The organism is Nocardia sp. NPDC049220 (assembly GCF_040647855.1).
GTDB lineage: Bacteria > Actinomycetota > Actinomycetes > Mycobacteriales > Mycobacteriaceae > Nocardia.
The window spans coordinates 1,201,494-1,218,972 of sequence record NZ_JBEZDA010000001.1 but is presented as its reverse complement, the minus strand read 5'-3'; the positions used below and the strand labels follow the sequence as shown (position 1 = coordinate 1,218,972).

Genomic DNA, 17,479 nt, shown 5'->3' with positions numbered 1-17,479 from the left:
CATCGACCGGGACAGTGTCCGGCAGCCCGGCGACCGCCCGCGAACCCGTCCACCGGGTCCGAGTGTGACGTCACCCGCGCACGATCCGCCGCAGCTTGTCGACGCGCGAGCCGATCTCGCGTTCATGGCCGTGCTCGGTCGGTCGGTAATAGTCGACGCCGACCAGCTCGTCGGGTGGGTACTGCTGAGCGAGGACGCCGTCCTTGTTGTCGTGCGGGTACCGGTAGCCCTGGGCGTTTCCGAGTTGTGCCGCGCCCGCGTAGTGGCCGTCTCGAAGATGCGGCGGCACGGCGCCCGCCTTGCCCGCGGCGACATCGGCCATGGCGGCGCCGATCGCGGTGATCACCGCGCCGGACTTGGGTGCGGTGGCCAGATGAATGGTGGCCTGAGCTAGCGCCAGCCGCCCCTCCGGCAGGCCGACGAGCTGCACCACCTGCGCCGCGGCCGTCGCCGTCTGCAACGCCGTCGGATCGGCCATCCCGATGTCCTCGCTGGCATGGATCATCAGCCTGCGGGCGATGAAGCGCGGATCCTCGCCGGCGCTGAGCATACGGGCCAGGTAGTGCAGCGCGGCGTCGACGTCCGAGCCACGGATGGACTTGATGAACGCGCTGATCACGTCGTAATGCTGGTCGCCGGCACGGTCGTAGCGGACTGCTGCCTTGTCTACGCTCGCCTCGACGAGTTCGACATCGACGGTGCCATCCAGAGACGATTCGGCGGAGGCCTCCAGTGCGGTGAGCGCGCGCCGCGCGTCGCCGCCCGCGATGCGGATGATGTGGTCGAGCGCACCGTCGGTGACGACGTACTCGCCGTCGAGCCCGCGTGGATCGGTGACGGCGCGAGTCAGCACCTGACGGAGGTCCGATTCGGTCAGCGACTGCAACTGCAACACCAGCGAGCGCGACAACAGCGGCGACACGACGGAGAACGACGGATTCTCGGTGGTCGCGCCGACCAGCAGCACGATTCGGTTCTCCACCGCCGCGAGCAGCGCATCCTGCTGGGTCTTGGAGAAGCGGTGCACCTCATCGATGAACAGCACGGTCTGCTCACCGCCCGATAGCCTGCGACGCGCCACATCGATCACCGCACGCACCTCCTTCACCCCCGCGGAGAGCGCGGACAGCGCCTCGAAGCGGCGGCCGGTCGCCTGCGAGATGAGTGCGGCGAGAGTCGTCTTACCCGTGCCCGGCGGACCGTACAACAGCACCGACGCTGCTCCGGAGCCTTCGATCAGCCTGCGTAGCGGCGACCCGGGACCTAGTAGATGCTGCTGTCCGACCACCTCGTCCAACGCGGCAGGGCGCATCCGCACCGCCAGTGGCGCGCCCGCATCCCGACGCACCACGTTGTCGATCGTGTGCCCGACCGGGACCGCCGGACCGGGCACATCGAACAAGCCATCGCTCACCGAGGCAACGTTACCGAGCCGCACCGACAGCGCTGCGGGCCGTGGTCCCCGACATCTCAGGTACCGCCTCGGCCGAACGCGGCCAGACCTCCCGGATCCGTGCTCCGGCTCCACCACACGCAGAACCTGCGCCCATCCCACCCCCTGCGGTCCCCCATGACGGCCGCGGTTCGACATCGCACGACATCGAAATACCGGGGATCTCGGAGCAGAATTTCTTCGACAGGGTGTCGATCTGGCGTGAGTTCCGCGCGTCGGAATGCGGCCGGCGGCCCGATCCCGCGGGCCGGAACCGAAAGAGCAAGACGATGGCCAACACGTTGTGCTGTACGAAGACGAGGCCGCCTACGCGGCGGCGCTGAAGGGGATGGGCGAGAGATCTACAGGACCATCTCGCCTTCCAGAAGATCGCGAAGGGCACGGTACGCGGCGGAACCGCACTACGACCGATGTTCGCGATTTCGCCCCCGCCGAGGAATGCGTCCAGGACGCCTACCCGAAGACGCTCACCGCGTAATCGGCGCACGGCGTTCCCGCCAAGCAGAGGCAGATAGCTATTCCGACCAGCGCTCTTCCAGCATCGCCGAAACGTCCTCGGCGAAATCGCCGACGATGTCGTCGCCCGTGCACCGGGCGTCTTCGGCGAGCGCGGCCCAGCGATTGATCAGCGCAGCGGAGCGTGGCACCGACAATCCATGCTCGCGCGCCGAGGCGATGCGGCCGTGGTCGGCGGGCAGGAACCAGAAGGTGGACAGCCACACCCAAATCAGCCGGGCCTCGAGGATTCGCTCGGCGAGCAGGTCGTCATCGGCCAGTGCGGGCCACACGCCCACGACCTCGGAACGCCACGCCTCCACCATCTGGCTGGCGCGTTCCCGCGAAAGTTCGACATCGCACAGGCAGCCGGGGAAGGAGACCAGCGCGTAGGCGATGTCCAGCGTCGCGTCGCGGAACCCACCCCACTCGTAGTCGAGGAAGCGCGCGCCCTCCTCGTTCAGGATCACATTGTCCGGGCACAGGTCCGACGGACTGAACGCGCGGAAACGCCCTGCGGAGTACAGCCGGTTGCCGCGCACGATACGCTCAGCGATCTCGCCGGGCACCTCGACGCCCAACTCACGCTGTAGCAGCCTCGGCACCTCGGCGATCGCCGACTCGGCCTGCTGCGCGATACCGTCGACTCGATGCACGACGTCCACCCGACGCAGCAGTGCGACGAAGTCGGCCTCGCGCCCGACCGTGGCCGCGTGCATCCGACCGAGCGCCTGCGCGAACGCCATCAGCGCGTTGCGGGAGGCAGGCTCGGCTCCGGTCCGCAGCACGGCCGTCAACAAGGAGTTCTCGCCGAGATCGCTGAGAATCAGCAACCGGTCCGGCAGACTGTGGGCAATGAGATACGCACCTGGCCGATGCTCCCGACTCAGGGCGGTGGTGAACTGATAAGAGACGGCCTCGCGGAGAAACGCGGAATCGATGCTGACGACGCCCGGCGCCAGACCACCGGTCCGGCGGTCCCGAGCAGCACCGCGTACCTGCTTCACGATCAAGGTCCGCGGCAGTGAGAAAGCGTTCTCCGCTACACGCACACGGAGGACGGTCGTTCGTCCACTACCACTGAGTTCGATCGGATCACTCAGCTTTACCGGAGCACCCATTCGCTTTGTGAGCAACTGTTGCGCTGCGGACACGACTTCGGTGGCGCGTTCGGCCAATAGTGCGGTCATCGCCTTTCAAGCTACTCGCATCGGGTCACTTCTAGCGAGCGGTTACACAACCTTTCCGCGTCGCTCGGCGTGTCTACGCCAAGGTGGAACAACGGTTACCGGTTGCTTGACACTATTGCGCCGGTCAGGTTTCTCATCGTCAACTGCTCTGCGCCACACCGCAAATGAGTGGAAAGGTCTACGCATGACCGAAACACCGCCCCCCGTGCCGAAGGAATCAGCCGCCGGTGCCGCCGACCCGAGCTACGCGCGGGGCTTCACGGCGCGGCCGGGGCAGCACGAAAGCCAGGCCTCGCCGGCTCCGGGCCCCGACACCAGCCACGGGCGCAACGAGATGGCTGGTTCGGCCGGATATCCGCAGCTCGAGGGCCCAGGCGCGGCGCAATACGGGAACGAATCGCTGGAACCGCCGCCGGTGCTGGCACCGCCGCGCCCCGGCTACGGGCCGCAGGTGGCTGGTCCCAGCCCGGCGCCACCCGGCGGCATGCCGCAGCCGGGCATGATGCCTCCGCCCGGTGCCGCACCAGCACCGCGACCGGTCTACGGCTACCAGCAGGTCCCCGTGGGCCCCGGCACGCTCGACGTAGGTCAGGCACTGAGCTACGGCTGGGCGAAATTTCGCGCCAACCCTGGGCCATGGGTCGGCGTAACCGCCGTGGGCGTACTCATCTACCTGGCGTTCCTGCTCGTCGTACAGATCGCCGACCCCACGACGATGTTGCCCTTGCTGTTGATCTGCCTCGCGGTGCTGGCCGGCGTCTGGTTGCTGCAGGCAGCCATGGTCCGCGGCGCTCTGTACGAAACCAATGACACTCCACCGTCTTTCGGCTCGTACTTCCGTTTCCTGAATGCGGGCAACGTCCTGCTCACCGCGCTGCTGGCGTTCAGCCTGACCGTCCTCGGCTCCGCGCTGTGCTTCGTGCCCGGACTCGTCGCCGGCGTGCTCTGCATATTCTCACTGCACTACGTCCTCGATCAGGACCAGGGACCGTTCGAGGCGCTGAAGTCCAGTTTCACCCTGGTGATCGCCAATATCTGGCAGGTGCTGCTGCTCGTGCTCGCGGTCACGGTGGTGACCTTCCTCGGGTTGCTGCTGTGCGGTATCGGCCTGCTGGTCGCAGGCCCGGTCACTATCATCGCGGTGACCTACTCCTACCGCATACTCGACGGAGGCGGCTACCCCACGCGGTAGCGACGATCATCTATCGATCGGTGGCCGCATCCCGATCCAGCGCACCAACCGTCGACGGCCCGGCCTCGCTGCCCGCGCGAGGCCGGAACTCGACCATTCTCCCGACCACACGAGGCCCGGCGACGTTCGCCATGCCGACCGGAAGGTACCGCTCCATGGCGACGAGTTCTAGTGCGCGGGCTTGTCGGCCTCGCCCTTCTTCTGCTCCGGCTTGGCATCCAGACCTGCCTCTTTACGCTGTTGCGCGGTGATCGGCGCGGGTGCGTCGGTCAGCGGGTCGACGCCGCCGCCGGTCTTCGGGAACGCGATCACATCGCGGATCGAATCGAGCCCGGCCAGCAGCGCGGTGATCCGGTCCCAGCCGAAGGCGATACCGCCATGCGGCGGGGCGCCGAAGGCGAAGGCGTCCAACAGGAATCCGAACTTCTCCTGCGCCTCGTCGTGGCTGATCCCCATCACTTTGAACACGCGTTCCTGCACATCGCGGCGGTGGATACGGATCGAGCCGCCGCCGATCTCGTTGCCATTACAGACGATGTCGTAGGCGTAGGCCAGCGCCGAGTCCGGGTCGGTGTCGAAAGTGGCCAGCGACTCCGGCTTCGGGGAGGTGAACGCGTGGTGCACCGCGGTCCATGCGGAATGCCCCAGTGCCACATCACCGCTCGCCGTCGCCTCGGCGGTCGACTCGAACAGTGGCGCGTCCACGATCCACACGAACGACCAGGCGCTCTCGTCGAGCAAACCGACCTTGCGAGCGATCTCCCCGCGCGCGGCGCCGAGGAGGGCACGCTGCGCCTTGGCCGGGCCGGCCGCGAAGAACACGCAGTCACCAGGCACCGCACCGACATGTTTGGCCAATCCCTCACGCTCGGCATCGCTGAGGTTCTTGGCGACCGGACCACCAAGCGTGCCATCCTCGTTCACCAGGACGTACGCCAGGCCCTTCGCACCACGCTGCTTGGCCCACTCCTGCCAGGCGTCGAGCTGACGACGCGGCTGGCCCGCGCCACCCGGCATGACCACCGCGCCGACATAGGGCGCCTGGAACACCCGGAACGGCGTGTCCTTGAAGTACTCGGTGCACTCGGTGATCTCGACACCGAAACGCAGATCCGGCTTGTCGGAACCGAAGCGCCGCATGGCCTCCGCATAGGTCATATGCGGGATCGGCGTCGGGATCTCATAGCCGATCAGTTTCCACAACGCGGCGAGAACCTGCTCGGCCAGCAGGATGACGTCGTCCTGGCGGACGAAGCTCATCTCGATGTCGAGCTGGGTGAACTCGGGCTGGCGGTCGGCGCGGAAGTCCTCGTCGCGGTAGCAGCGGGCGATCTGGTAGTACCGCTCGATCCCACCGACCATGAGCAATTGCTTGAACAACTGCGGGCTCTGCGGCAATGCGTAGAAGCTGCCCGGCTGCAGACGGGCGGGCACCAGGAAGTCGCGCGCGCCTTCCGGGGTGGATCGGGTCAACGTGGGCGTCTCCACCTCGACGAACTCGTGGCGGGCCAGCACCTCGCGGGCGGCCGCGTTGACCTTGGACCGCAGCCGGATGGCATGCGCCGGCCCCTCGCGACGCAGATCCAGATAGCGATGCTTCAGGCGCGCCTCCTCACCCGGCTGCTCATCCAGCTGGAACGGCAGCGGTGCGCTCTCGTTCAATACCTCGAGTTCGGTGACGTTGACCTCGATGCCGCCGGTGGGCAACTCCGGGTTCTCGTTGCCGTCCGGACGCAGCTCCACGACGCCGCTGACGCGCACGCAGTATTCGGCGCGCAGCCGATGTGCTTGCTCGGCCGGCTCGCCTTCGCGGAACACAGCCTGGGCGACTCCCGACGCGTCGCGCAGATCGATGAAGATCACACCACCGTGGTCACGACGCCTGGCCACCCAGCCGGTGAGGGTGACGGTCTGACCGGCATGCTCGCTTCGCAGCGAACCAGCCAAGTGGGTGCGCAGCACGGTGTTCCTTTCGACGACTCCGGCACCGGCGCGGTGTGACCAGGTGCGGGTCCATCGTAGTGAGACACATTCGCCGAGTGGAAACCGATGTCGCCACGAGCGTGCCAAGCTGTATCGGCGAGGGCCGGAACCGAACGCTGTGCGCGACCACCAACGAGAAAGCGACAACGATGACCTTCAACGAGGGCATGCAGATCGACCCTGATCGGGTGTCGTCCGGCGGTGGCCCCGGTATGGGCGGCAAGATCGCGCTGGGCGGCGGCGCCGGCGGTCTCATCGTTCTGGTGCTGACCCTGCTGCTGGGTGGTGACCCCGGTTCGGTCCTCGGCAACTTCACCGGCGCACAAGACCAGAGTCAGACGCAACCGGGCACGGCAGGCACGCCGAGCCACTGCAAGACCGGCGCGGACGCCAACAAATACCTCGACTGTCGGGTCGTGCTCACCGCGCAGAGCCTGGACGCCGTGTGGTCCACCGAACTGCCGAAGCAGACCGGCAAGCGGTACGCGCAACCGAAAGTCGTACTGTTCTCCGGCGCCACCTCGACCGGCTGCGGTAACGCCACCAGTTCCATCGGCCCGTTCTACTGCCCGGCGGATCGGACCGCCTACTTCGACACGAGCTTCTTTCAGGAACTGGTGGACCGTTTCGGTTCCAGCGGCGGTCCGCTCGCACAGGAATACGTGGTGGCGCACGAGATCGGTCATCACATCCAGAACCAACTCGGCGATATCGGCCGCGCACAACGGGATCCGCGCGGCCCGGAATCCGGCGCGGTGCGCACCGAACTGCAGGCCGACTGTTACGCGGGACTCTGGGCGCACTTCGCGGACAAGCTGCCCGCGCCCGGTGGTGGCCAGCCGTTCCTGAAACCGCTGTCGGACAAGGACATTCGCGACGCGCTCTCGGCGGCATCGGCGGTCGGCGACGACCGGATTCAGCGCGCGGCCCGCGGCAGGGTCAATCCCGAAGGATGGACGCATGGGTCGTCCGAGCAGCGGCAGAAGTGGTTCCTCACCGGCTATAAAACCGGCGAAGTGCGCGCCTGTGACACCTATTCGGCCCAGGACCTGAACAATCCACCCGCCCTGCGGTGATTTCGATCGACGGCACAATTCGTCTCGACTGCACAGTGCACCCGCCTGACTCTGTCATGATCGACGACAGTTCACCTGTGCCACACGCGAACACGGGTCATACCGGAAGATTGGATTGATGCGAAAAACGACAGCGGTTGTCCTGGTTGCGATGCTGGCGCTCGCGGTGGGCGTAGGCACCGCCGCGGCCGAGCCGAACCCTGACCGGCCGCCGCTACCCAGTGCGTTGCCTTCGGTGGCCGCGTCACTGGCACTGCTCACCCTGACGACAATCCCGGACGGCTGGGAGGACCGGATGGATCTGCGTCCACAGCTGGAGGTATTCGCCGACGGGAAGGCGGTCAAGAGTCCCGACGCCGTTGCCGCCGATCGCGGGCCCGATGCCCCGCCGAAGCGGGTCGACGGCCGCATTCCCCCGGAGGTGCTGACCGCGGCGCTGGCGGAGACCAGATCGCTGGCGGCCGCGGACCTCGGCATGGCGAATGTCACCGACCGAACCAGCCGAATCATCGACTACATGTCGCAGTCGCCGAATGAGGATGTGCACCTCATTGTCTACGCACCCGAGGCGACCGACGGGCTCGGCGCCGAACAGGTGGCCTCGCGCAAGCGCTTCACCGACCTCTACACGAAGCTGCTCGACGCATTCATTCAGGGCGACTGACACGCACAGCTGAGCGTGATTCGGTCCGAACGGCATCAACCGTTCGGACCGAATCGCGCGGTTGACTGTTGTGCCGAGCTAGAACTGATCCTGCTCGTAGTCGAAACTGATGATCTCGTCAGCGTGTGTCGCGCCGATGACGTTCGGCGTGGACTCCCCGAGGGGACCGGTGAGGTCGTCATTGCCGGTCGGGCTCAGATATGGCTGCACTGTGCGCGAATGCTCGTCTTCAGTGCTCCGCTGCCCGGCCGCGGCGGCGGGGCCGCCCAGGAAACTGTTGGCGCCGGCAGGGGTGGCTCCGGGACCGAACGATGCGGCGGCAACCGGTTTGGTCGACGAAACCGTGGTGCCCGGCAGGCCGGTGGGCTTGGGCGCCGACGGTGCGCGCGATGTTCCTGCCCGACCGGGGATACCTGTCGGCCCGCCGTGACCGATGCTCGGGCTGTGCGGCGTGTGCACCGACGACGGTGTGGTCGAGGGATGGCTCGGGGTTCCCGGTGCGGACGAATTCAGGCCGGCCGCCTGGGTGACGGTATCCGCGGTCGACTGGGCCTGTTCCAGGATCGGTTGGCCGACGTTCTGTGCCAGCGCCTGCGCGACTTCCTGCGGCGCCGGGCCGCCCCCGGATCCGACCAGTTGCTGCACCGCATTGCCGAGTTCGGCGGTCTTGCCCGCCAAATCACCGCGGGTGGCATTGACAACGCCCACGGCATGGCCGAGGTGCTCGGTGGCCGCGGCGATCAGCGTTGCCTGCGCCGGCGGGGTCAGGATCACTGGTGCCAGCGCGGTCGCCTGGGTGGCGAATGCCGCGGCGATGCCCAGCAGCTGCGCATTGCCCTGCTGTACGACGGTGGCGGCACGTTGGGTGAGCTCGGCGATATCGATGCCACGCCGACTGGTCTCGTGACCTTCGGCGTTCGCCTGCTGACCCGCGACCTGCGCGTTGCGGGCGGCCTGGCTCTGCCAGACCTGGTCGACGGTGGCCATACTGCCCTTGCCCACCTGCATGGCCATCTCGATGACCTGGGATGACTGACTGAGGATCGCCGTCGGATCGAACACGCCGATGACACCGGTGCCGAAGCTGCCGAGCAGATCGAGGAGCGGCTTCATGAGCACATCCACGCCCGGCAGCGCGGGCAGCGCGATGCCCTGCATCAGCGCGGTGACCGGGTCGGCGGGCAGCGGCGGCAACACCGCCTGTCCCGAGTTCGCGGCCTGGCTCGCCGCGGCGGAGACCGCGCTCGGCGCGTCGGCGAACGTACCGCTCAATACACCCTGGGCAGCCTCGACCACCGGGGCAGCGACCTGGCCGATCGCCGCGCCCGTGTCGCCGAGCAGCGTGGAGATCTCGTCCGGAACACCTGGACCGTCCGGACCGTTCCCGCCAGGCAGGCTCGCAGGAACGGCGCCGACCGAGGTCTGATCCTCGGAGATCTTGCGCGACAACACGAATGCGGGTGGTTCGATAGGCGGCAGATCGTCGGGCAGTTGTGGTAGCGGAAGGTCGAGCACCGCGTGCGCGGGCGAGTGCTGCAGTGCGTCGAGCACGGTCTGCCGACCCATATCGCTGTTCTGCTCGGCCGCGTGCGCGACGGCCTCGTCCGCCGGCGCGATGACGCCGCTGTCCAGTGGTCTCATAGCACGCCACCGATCTGGCCGGTAGCGGATCCGAGCGCGCCGGCGGTGGACCAGTCGGTAACCTCGTAGGCACTGGCAGCGCTGAACGCCGACTGGGAGAGCTTGGCGTATTTGGCCGACAGATCGTTGATGTCCTCGGCTTGCAGCACCTGGGCAGCAGCGAACATGGCAAGATAGTCGGCGCCGATCAGACCGAACACGGGAACCAGCGCGGAGACGTTGCGTACCGCATCGAAATTTCCGGCCCCCGCGAGATCGTCGGCGATGCCCGCGTTGGTGGCAGCGAACGCCCGGACCGCTTCGGTCTCCACCGAGAGATCACTCATCGAGTTGCCCCCCAAAAAATTGTTGTGAACAGCTGTGTCATGAACTTCGTCGCGACCTGCTTGTTCCCTGCCGAATCGGCTGGGCCGCTACGGTTCGGCCCAATATAGCGGACGTCAGCGCCAGGTTTCGAGCCCTAACGCAGGACGTCCGCGCAAAATTGGAACGTGTTGCAAATTAGAACAAGTTCTATATTCTCGGTGTCATGAAGGTCGCAGTGACCGGCGCAGCCGGCTACCTTGGCACGAATCTGATTCGCCTCGTCACAGAGCGCGGCCACGAGGTCACCGCCATCGACCGAACAGTCCCCGACACGGCAATGCCACCAAATGTGACCTGGGTACACGGCGACGTGCTCGATCCAGCGTCGATGCACGCCGCATTGGCCGAGGCCGAGATCGTGTATCACCTGGTCGCGGTGATCACCCTCGCCGAGAAGAACGACCTGGCGTGGCGAGTGAACACCGAAGGCGTGCGCGTGGTCGCCGAGGCCGCGTTGACCGTCGGCGTGCGCCGGATGGTGCATGCCAGCTCGATTCACGCGTTCGACCAGTACAGCTGCGGCGGCCGGATCGACGAGAGTTCACCCCGGTCGACCGACCCGACACTTCCGGTGTACGACCGCTCGAAGTGGGCGGGCGAGGAGGCGCTACGCAAGACGATCGACCGAGGCCTGGACGCTGTGCTGTGCAACCCCTCCGGCGTGTTCGGCCCCGTGGACTACAGCAAGCCACTGTCCAGAATCAACCGCACCCTCTACGACGCGGCCCAGGGCAGGGTTCCTGCCATCATCGGCGGAGGCTTCGATCTGGTCGACGTCCGCGATGTGGCCAACGGCCTGCTGCTGGCCGGGGAACTGGGCCGCACCGGCGAGAACTATCTACTCGGCGGATCAATGATCTCGATGCTCGACTTGTGCAGGCTCGCCGCACGCCACGGCGGCAGAAAAGGGCCAAAGTTCGCCATTCCCGCCAAAGTGGTGGCTGGAATCATCCCGATGCTCGCACCGATCGGCAAGTTGTTCGATTCCGACATCGTCTCCAAGGCCGCGGTCGGCGCGCTGATATCGGCACCGATCGTGGACCACAGCAAAGCCGAACTCGAACTGGGCTACCGTCCACGTCACCTCAACGAGACCGTCCGCGACCTGGTCACCTTCTTCGCCGATCCGACCCGGACGATGCCTGGGCCGTCCCGAATTACTTGACAGCAACTAGAACACATGTTCGACTGAACGAGTGCGATGGCAAAGCCAAACCGTGAACGCCGAGGACGGCGCGCTGCCCGGGCTGTCCCGGGCAGGTTTCGTCCGCACCGTCAGGACACCCGAGTTCGACGGCATCACGTTTCACGAGGTGCTGTGCAAGAGCGCGCTGAACCGGATACCCGAGGGCGCAAACCTGCCGTTCCGCTGGACGGTCAATCCGATGCGCGGCTGTTCGCACGCATGCCGATACTGTTTCGCACGCAGCACCCACGAGTATCTGGACCTGGACGCGGGGCGGGACTTCGACGCGCAGATCATCGTGAAGACGAATATCGCGGCGGTACTGCGCACAGAGTTGAACAAGCCATCCTGGCATCGTGAGCCGGTCGCGCTGGGCACCAATACCGACCCGTATCAGCGCGCAGAGGGAAGATATCGGGTCATGCCGGGCATCATTCACGCGCTGACAAACTCTGGCACCCCGTTCTCGATCCTGACCAAGGGCACGCTGCTGCGCCGCGATCTGCCGTTGCTCACGCAGGCCGCCCGCGAGGTGCGAGTCGGCCTCGCCGTGTCCATCGCGATCCTCGACCAGGACCTGCACCTCGGCCTGGAGTCCGGCACGCCCTCGCCCCGGGCCCGGCTTGATCTGGTGCGCGCGCTCACCGACGCGGGATTCGCGGTGCATGTCATGGTCGCGCCGGTGATTCCCTTGCTCACCGACAGCCACGCACACTTGGACGCGCTCTTCGGCGCCATCGCCGCGGCCGGGGCCGGCTCGGCCGTTCGCGTTTCCGATGCATCTGCGCGGCAGCACCAGGGGCTGGTTCCTGACTTGGCTGGCCGAACACCACCCGGACCTGCTGCCCCGCTATCGCCGGCTCTACGGCCGCGGCGCGTACGTAACGCCGGAATACTCGACCTGGCTACGCGAGCGCGTCGATCCGCTACTGGCCGCGCACGGCCTGACGCCACGCAAAACCGCAGAACCCGAGACACAATCCGAAACTGCACACACGGACGGCCTACAGCTGGCATTGTTCGCTTGACGCCCCCACCATCGGTTTTCCGATTCTCGTCGGTCCACTCGCTCTGGGGGCACACACCATGCTCGACGGAGTAGTTTGGCGATGGCACCTCTCATCAACGAGGAAGTGAAGCAGGTACATGGTTTCGCACCAAAGTGATGTCGGCACAGCGAAATTGGAAAAGGTCGTCATACGGTTCGCCGGAGACTCCGGCGATGGCATGCAGCTGACCGGCGATCGCTTCACCCACGAGGCCGCGGCGTTCGGCAACGATCTGGCAACCCAGCCCAACTTTCCGGCCGAGATCAGAGCGCCGCAGGGCACGTTGCCGGGTGTCTCGTCGTTCCAGATCCAGATCGCCGACTACGACATCCTCACCGCGGGTGACCAGCCCGACGTGCTGGTGGCGATGAATCCCGCCGCACTGAAGGCGAACCTGGGGGATCTGCCACGCGGCGCCACCGTCATCGTCAACACCGACGAGTTCACCAAGCGCACTCTCTCGAAGGTCGGCTACGCCGCCGATCCGCTCGAGGACGACACGCTGTCGGATTTCGTGCTGCACCGGGTACCTATGACCTCGCTCACCCTGGGCGCCACCGAATCGACCGGCGTCGGCAAGAAGGACGGCCAACGCGCGAAGAACATGTTCGCGCTCGGTCTGTTGTCCTGGATGTACGGGCGCCCGATTGGCGGCACCGAGCAGTTCATGCGCGAGAAGTTCGCCGCCAAACCGGAGATCGCCGAGGCGAACGTGTTGGCTTTCCGCGCGGGCTGGAACTACGGCGAGACCACCGAGACCTTCGCCACCACCTACGAGATCGCGCCCGCCAGGCTCCCGCCGGGAACCTACCGCCAGATCACCGGCAATACCGCGCTCGCCTACGGCCTGGTCGCGGCAGGGCAGCTCGCGGGGCTGCCGGTTTTCCTCGGGACATACCCGATCACCCCCGCCTCGGACATCCTGCACGAGCTGAGCAAGCACAAAAACTTCGGCGTCACGACCTTCCAGGCCGAGGACGAGATCGCCGGAATCGGGGCCGCCCTCGGCGCTGCCCTGGGCGGCGGGCTCGGTGTCACCACCACCTCCGGGCCCGGCCTCGCACTCAAAAGCGAAACCATCGGCCTCGCGGTGATGACGGAGTTGCCGCTGGTGGTGATCGACGTGCAGCGCGGCGGACCGTCCACCGGCCTGCCGACCAAGACCGAGCAGGCCGACCTCTTGCAGGCACTTTACGGCCGCAATGGCGAGTCCCCGGTGGCGGTGCTCGCGCCCCGCTCCCCCGCCGACTGTTTCGCCACCGCGGTGGAGGCGGCGCGGATCGCGCTCACCTATCGCACGCCGGTCCTGCTGCTGTCCGACGGCGCGATCGCGAACGGTTCGGAACCGTGGTCGATTCCCCGTGTCGACGAACTGGCACCGATCGACCCCGCGTTCGAGCCGGAAGGCGATGACGCCGATCCATTCCAGCCCTATGCCCGCGACCCGGAAACGCTGGCGCGTCCGCTCGCCGTCCCGGGCACCAGGGGCCGGGCACACCGTATCGGCGGACTGGAGAAGGCGGACGGCAGCGGCAACATCTCCTACGACCCGGCCAACCATGAACTCATGGTGCGGTTGCGGCAGGCCAAAATCGACACGATAGGAGTCCCCGATCTCGAGGTGGACGACCCGGAGGCTCAGGCCGAACTGCTCCTGATCGGTTGGGGCAGCTCTTACGGTCCGATCGGTGAGGCGTGCCGCCGCGTACGCCGCCGGGGCGTACCGGTCGCCCAAGCGCACCTACGGTATTTGAATCCGTTGCCGGCAAACCTCGGTGACGTGCTCCGACGCTACCGCACCGTGGTCGCGCCGGAGATGAACGGCGGCCAGCTGGCTCTGCTGCTACGCGGGAAATACCTGGTCGACGTGCAGCCGTGGACGAAGATCGCGGGCACAGCGTTCTCCGCCCAGGAGCTGGTCGGAGTGATCGATGCCGCACGCGACGGATCGATCGCGGAGATGGAACAGCACAAGGCCTTCGCCGCGCGGGCGCAGGCCACCTATCGAACGGGGTCGGACAAGGTCCGTCCACAACCGTGCGCCGAGCCGAACATCGGGGGTACCGAATGACCATCGTCGAAACCTCGCTTGTCGGCAGCGACCTTGGCCTGACCGGGGTATCCGGGGTGCCGTCGGCAGACGGACCGCAGAAAGCGAAGGACTACACCTCTGATCAGGAGGTGCGCTGGTGCCCCGGGTGCGGTGACTACGTGATCCTGGCGACCGTGCGCGGTTTCCTCGCCGAACTCGGGTTGCGCAGGGAAAACCTGATGTTCGTCTCCGGGATCGGCTGCTCGAGCCGCTTCCCGTACTACTTGGAGGCCTACGGAATCCACTCCATCCACGGTCGCGCGCCCGCGATCGCCACCGGGCTCGCGGTCAGCCGCCCCGATCTGTCGGTCTGGGTGGTGACCGGAGACGGCGACGCGCTGTCGATCGGAGGCAACCATCTCATCCACGCGTTGCGTCGCAACGTGAACATGACGATTCTGCTGTTCAACAACCGGATCTATGGGCTGACGAAGGGCCAGTACTCTCCGACCTCGGAGCAGGGCAAAGTCACCAAGTCCACGCCGATGGGCTCGGTGGACCACCCGTTCAACACCCTGTCGGTCGCGCTGGGCGCCGAGGCGACTTTCGCGGCCCGCGCCCTGGATTCCGACCGCGCGGGACTCACCGAAGTGCTGCGCGCGGCCGCCGAACATCGTGGCACCTCGTTCGTAGAGATCCTGCAAGACTGCCCGATCTTCAATGACGGCTCGTTCGACGTGCTTCGGCGCGAGAGCGCCGCGGACCACCTCATCCCGTTGCGGCACGCCGAGCCCATCCGCTTCGGCACCGGGGACCAATACGCGGTCGTACGAAAAGGGTTCGGGCTGCAGGTGGCCCGCGCAGACAGCGTCGCGGAGTGCGACATCGTGATACACGATGCCTACGCCGAAAACCCGGAGTACGCCTACGCGCTGTCGCGGCTGTCCGACCAGGATCTCGGGCACGTGGTCACCGGTATCTTCCGCCGCGTCGCACGGCCCACCTACGATGACGCGGTGCGTGCCCAGACCGAGGTGGCCCGCGACCGCGACCCGATCGGTCCGATATCACTGCAGTCGCTGCTCAGCGGACGCGAAACCTGGACGATCGACTAGGCACGCCGGCCGGAGCGAATGGATCCGCGCGGCGCGGGGCGCGCGCGGATTCGCGCCAGCTCGACGATGTGTCAGACGCGCTTGGCGAATCCGAGGTCGATGACGGCGTCGCGCTCCTGCGCCAACTCCGCGATCGAGGCGTCGATGCGGGCACGGGCGAGATCGTCGATGCTCAGTTCCGGCACGATCGTGTAGTCACCGTTCCTACACGTCACCGGGAAGGAACTGATCAGTCCCTCCGGCACGCCGTAGGACCCGTCCGACGGGACGGCCATGGACACCCAATCGCCCTCCTTGGTGCCACGCACCCAGTCGTGGATGTGGTCGATAGCCGCGCCGGCCGCGCTGGCCGCCGATGACGCGCCGCGAGCTCGGATGATGGCAGTGCCGCGCTGCTGCACCGTGGGGATGAAGTCGTCGGTCAGCCAGGCGCGATCGCCGACGCGGTCGAGGGCGCGACCGCCCGCGACAGTGGCGTGCGCGATGTCCGGATACTGGGTCGCGGAGTGGTTGCCCCAGATTGCGACGCGGGCGATATCGGCGACGGGCGCGCCGGTCCGCATGGCCAACTGGGCGATGGCGCGGTTGTGGTCGAGACGGGTCAATGCGGTGAAACGCTCGGCGGGTACATCGGGAGCGTTGCTCATCGCGATGAATGCGTTCGTATTGGCCGGGTTTCCGACCACCAGCACCCGCACGTCGTCAGCGGCGCTGGCGTTGATCGCCGCGCCCTGCTCCGCGAAGATCGTGCCATTGGCGGCGAGTAGATCCGAGCGCTCCATCCCCGCGGTCCGCGGACGCGCCCCGACCAGTACCGCGATGTCGACACCCGCGAAACCGGTCCACGGATCATCGCTGATCTCAATGGACTCCAGCAGTGGGAACGCACCGTCCGCCAGCTCCATCGCGACACCCTCCAGCGAGGCCACCGCGGCGGGGATCTCGACCAGCCGCAGCCGCACCGGCGTGTCGGCGCCGAGCATCGCGCCGGCCGCGATACGGAACAGCAGACTGTACGCGATCTGGCCGGCGCCTCCGGTCACGGCGACAGTCACGGGCGCGGTCCCAGCGGCGGTGCTCACGACAACTCCCTGCGGTAGGCGGACTCTCGGTGCCCACCCTATCGACTCGAAGAGCTCACGAACCGGGTGGTGAGTGACACGACAGTAATCCGATCGTGCAGCGCCAGACCCGAATGTGCGGTGTCGTCGGCCTACTTGGCCGGAAACAACCGACCCGACCGAGCAAGTCCATACTGCTGACGGGCATCCGGTCAGCCGAGCGTGGCGACCTCGGTGTCGGTCAGCACGATCGGCGACACCATGTCTTTGGCACGCGCGAGCTGCACGGCGCGATACAGCGGCCGTTCTTCCAGTCCGGCGTCGCGCGCCTCGGCCCGCAATTGGTGCGTCAGCATCGCAGCAACCGCTACCGCCGTGGCCAAGTGACTGGCGGCGAGTGCGTCGGCCAGTCGGCGTAGACCGAGCAGGTGCAGCTCACGCCCGCTGCCTGCATCGGTATACATGGCCAGCGGGATTATCTGCGAGACCTCCCCCACGGTGACCCGGAGGACGATGCGACTCACCCGGGCCGGGAACACCAGCACCTCGACGCCGGTCGCCGCCGAGATCTCCAGCTGGCGTTCACCGAGCAGCTTGCGCGCATGAATTGTCGTTCCCGTCAACCACATTCGCCGCCGGCGCACAGCGATGGCGTAGAGCACGGTCGGTGCGCCGACGGCGATACCGATGGCAGCGGCGATCGGCCAGTTCACCACGGTGGCAGCCAGCAACGCCGCCCCGATCCCGATGCCCCACGCGGCCAGCGCAAGTTTGCGTAGCATCGGTGCGTACAGCTCGGGCGCGACCAGATCGAGTCCTACCGGCGCAACCGCGTGCTGGTCACCAGAATTCGTCGACACTGCTCCGCCTTCCCGACCGAGGCGCCGGTCGTTTGCGGTTACGCTACCGTGCCGACCGACTGGCGAGCGGTGCGTTCGTTGTCACGGGTACCCCGCACACCGTCACCAGAACCCCG

Annotated in this window: 13 protein-coding genes and 1 pseudogene; 7 read left to right on the top strand and 7 right to left on the bottom strand. The window is 66.9% G+C overall.

Going from position 1 to position 17,479, the window contains the following annotated elements; translation table 11 throughout:
* Positions 1–70: 70 nt before the first annotated feature.
* Both AB0C34_RS05395 and AB0C34_RS05390 read right to left on the bottom strand, forming a co-directional pair.
* Positions 71–1,360, bottom strand: coding sequence for a replication-associated recombination protein A (locus AB0C34_RS05395; protein WP_357068517.1), 1,290 nt, complete (start codon positions 1,358–1,360; stop codon positions 71–73).
* Between the two features lie 608 nt (positions 1,361–1,968).
* Positions 1,969–3,138, bottom strand: a complete 1,170-nt coding sequence (locus tag AB0C34_RS05390) for a kinase (RefSeq protein WP_357067654.1) — start codon at positions 3,136–3,138, stop codon at positions 1,969–1,971.
* A gap of 184 nt (positions 3,139–3,322) precedes the next feature.
* On the opposite strand from AB0C34_RS05390, the gene AB0C34_RS05385 reads away from it, so the two are divergent.
* Complete coding sequence (locus AB0C34_RS05385) at positions 3,323–4,330, top strand: hypothetical protein (protein WP_357067652.1); 1,008 nt, start codon at positions 3,323–3,325, stop codon at positions 4,328–4,330.
* 168 nt (positions 4,331–4,498) lie between these two features.
* Here the strand turns inward: AB0C34_RS05385 and aspS are convergent, their stop codons facing one another.
* Positions 4,499–6,292 (bottom strand): aspartate--tRNA ligase, encoded by a 1,794-nt coding sequence (aspS, locus tag AB0C34_RS05380; RefSeq protein WP_357067651.1) that lies wholly within the window; start codon positions 6,290–6,292, stop codon positions 4,499–4,501.
* A gap of 170 nt (positions 6,293–6,462) precedes the next feature.
* Here aspS and AB0C34_RS05375 point away from each other — a divergent pair, with 170 nt between their 5' ends.
* Together AB0C34_RS05375 and AB0C34_RS05370 are read left to right on the top strand one after the other, a co-directional pair.
* On the top strand, positions 6,463–7,389 hold the full coding sequence (locus AB0C34_RS05375) for a neutral zinc metallopeptidase (RefSeq protein ID WP_357067649.1): 927 nt from the start codon (positions 6,463–6,465) through the stop codon (positions 7,387–7,389).
* Positions 7,390–7,507: 118 nt separating this feature from the next.
* Complete coding sequence (locus AB0C34_RS05370) at positions 7,508–8,053, top strand: hypothetical protein (protein ID WP_357067647.1); 546 nt, start codon at positions 7,508–7,510, stop codon at positions 8,051–8,053.
* A gap of 78 nt (positions 8,054–8,131) precedes the next feature.
* Here AB0C34_RS05370 and AB0C34_RS05365 read toward each other — a convergent pair whose 3' ends face one another.
* Together AB0C34_RS05365 and AB0C34_RS05360 are read right to left on the bottom strand one after the other, a co-directional pair.
* Positions 8,132–9,694, bottom strand: coding sequence for a hypothetical protein (locus tag AB0C34_RS05365; protein WP_357067645.1), 1,563 nt, complete (start codon positions 9,692–9,694; stop codon positions 8,132–8,134).
* The gene (locus tag AB0C34_RS05360; RefSeq protein ID WP_357067643.1) at positions 9,691–10,020 is read right to left on the bottom strand and encodes a type VII secretion target; all 330 of its coding nucleotides are present in this window, start codon (positions 10,018–10,020) and stop codon (positions 9,691–9,693) included. Before AB0C34_RS05360 ends, AB0C34_RS05365 begins: the two co-directional genes overlap by 4 nt.
* A gap of 203 nt (positions 10,021–10,223) precedes the next feature.
* Here AB0C34_RS05360 and AB0C34_RS05355 point away from each other — a divergent pair, with 203 nt between their 5' ends.
* The 4 genes and pseudogenes from AB0C34_RS05355 (at position 10,224) to AB0C34_RS05340 (ending at position 15,442) form a co-directional block, all read left to right on the top strand.
* Complete coding sequence (locus AB0C34_RS05355; protein WP_357067641.1) at positions 10,224–11,225, top strand: NAD-dependent epimerase/dehydratase family protein; 1,002 nt, start codon at positions 10,224–10,226, stop codon at positions 11,223–11,225.
* A gap of 31 nt (positions 11,226–11,256) precedes the next feature.
* Positions 11,257–12,274, top strand: a pseudogene (locus tag AB0C34_RS05350) (Rv2578c family radical SAM protein).
* A gap of 118 nt (positions 12,275–12,392) precedes the next feature.
* The gene (locus AB0C34_RS05345) at positions 12,393–14,366 is read left to right on the top strand and encodes a 2-oxoacid:acceptor oxidoreductase subunit alpha (protein ID WP_357067639.1); all 1,974 of its coding nucleotides are present in this window, start codon (positions 12,393–12,395) and stop codon (positions 14,364–14,366) included.
* Positions 14,363–15,442: a 2-oxoacid:ferredoxin oxidoreductase subunit beta gene (locus AB0C34_RS05340; protein WP_357067637.1), complete on the top strand. Its 1,080-nt coding sequence runs from the start codon at positions 14,363–14,365 to the stop codon at positions 15,440–15,442. Before AB0C34_RS05345 ends, AB0C34_RS05340 begins: the two co-directional genes overlap by 4 nt.
* A gap of 71 nt (positions 15,443–15,513) precedes the next feature.
* On the opposite strand, the gene AB0C34_RS05335 is transcribed toward AB0C34_RS05340, so the two are convergent.
* Positions 15,514–16,524 (bottom strand): malate dehydrogenase, encoded by a 1,011-nt coding sequence (locus tag AB0C34_RS05335; RefSeq protein ID WP_357067635.1) that lies wholly within the window; start codon positions 16,522–16,524, stop codon positions 15,514–15,516.
* A gap of 191 nt (positions 16,525–16,715) precedes the next feature.
* Positions 16,716–17,363, bottom strand: coding sequence for a hypothetical protein (locus AB0C34_RS05330; RefSeq protein WP_357067633.1), 648 nt, complete (start codon positions 17,361–17,363; stop codon positions 16,716–16,718).
* Positions 17,364–17,479 lie beyond the last annotated feature (116 nt).

Excerpts from the sequence above, each read along its gene's own strand:
- AB0C34_RS05360 (WP_357067643.1), bottom strand. The coding sequence starts at position 10,020 with ATGAGTGATCTCTCGGTGGAGACCGAAGCGGTCCGGGCGTTCGCTGCC.
- AB0C34_RS05370 (WP_357067647.1), top strand. The coding sequence starts at position 7,508 with ATGCGAAAAACGACAGCGGTTGTCCTGGTTGCGATGCTGGCGCTCGCG.
- AB0C34_RS05365 (WP_357067645.1), bottom strand. The coding sequence starts at position 9,694 with ATGAGACCACTGGACAGCGGCGTCATCGCGCCGGCGGACGAGGCCGTC.
- AB0C34_RS05355 (WP_357067641.1), top strand. The coding sequence starts at position 10,224 with ATGAAGGTCGCAGTGACCGGCGCAGCCGGCTACCTTGGCACGAATCTG.
- AB0C34_RS05340 (WP_357067637.1), top strand. The coding sequence starts at position 14,363 with ATGACCATCGTCGAAACCTCGCTTGTCGGCAGCGACCTTGGCCTGACC.
- AB0C34_RS05345 (WP_357067639.1), top strand. The coding sequence starts at position 12,393 with ATGGTTTCGCACCAAAGTGATGTCGGCACAGCGAAATTGGAAAAGGTC.
- AB0C34_RS05375 (WP_357067649.1), top strand. The coding sequence starts at position 6,463 with ATGACCTTCAACGAGGGCATGCAGATCGACCCTGATCGGGTGTCGTCC.
- AB0C34_RS05385 (WP_357067652.1), top strand. The coding sequence starts at position 3,323 with ATGACCGAAACACCGCCCCCCGTGCCGAAGGAATCAGCCGCCGGTGCC.
- AB0C34_RS05390 (WP_357067654.1), bottom strand. The coding sequence starts at position 3,138 with ATGACCGCACTATTGGCCGAACGCGCCACCGAAGTCGTGTCCGCAGCG.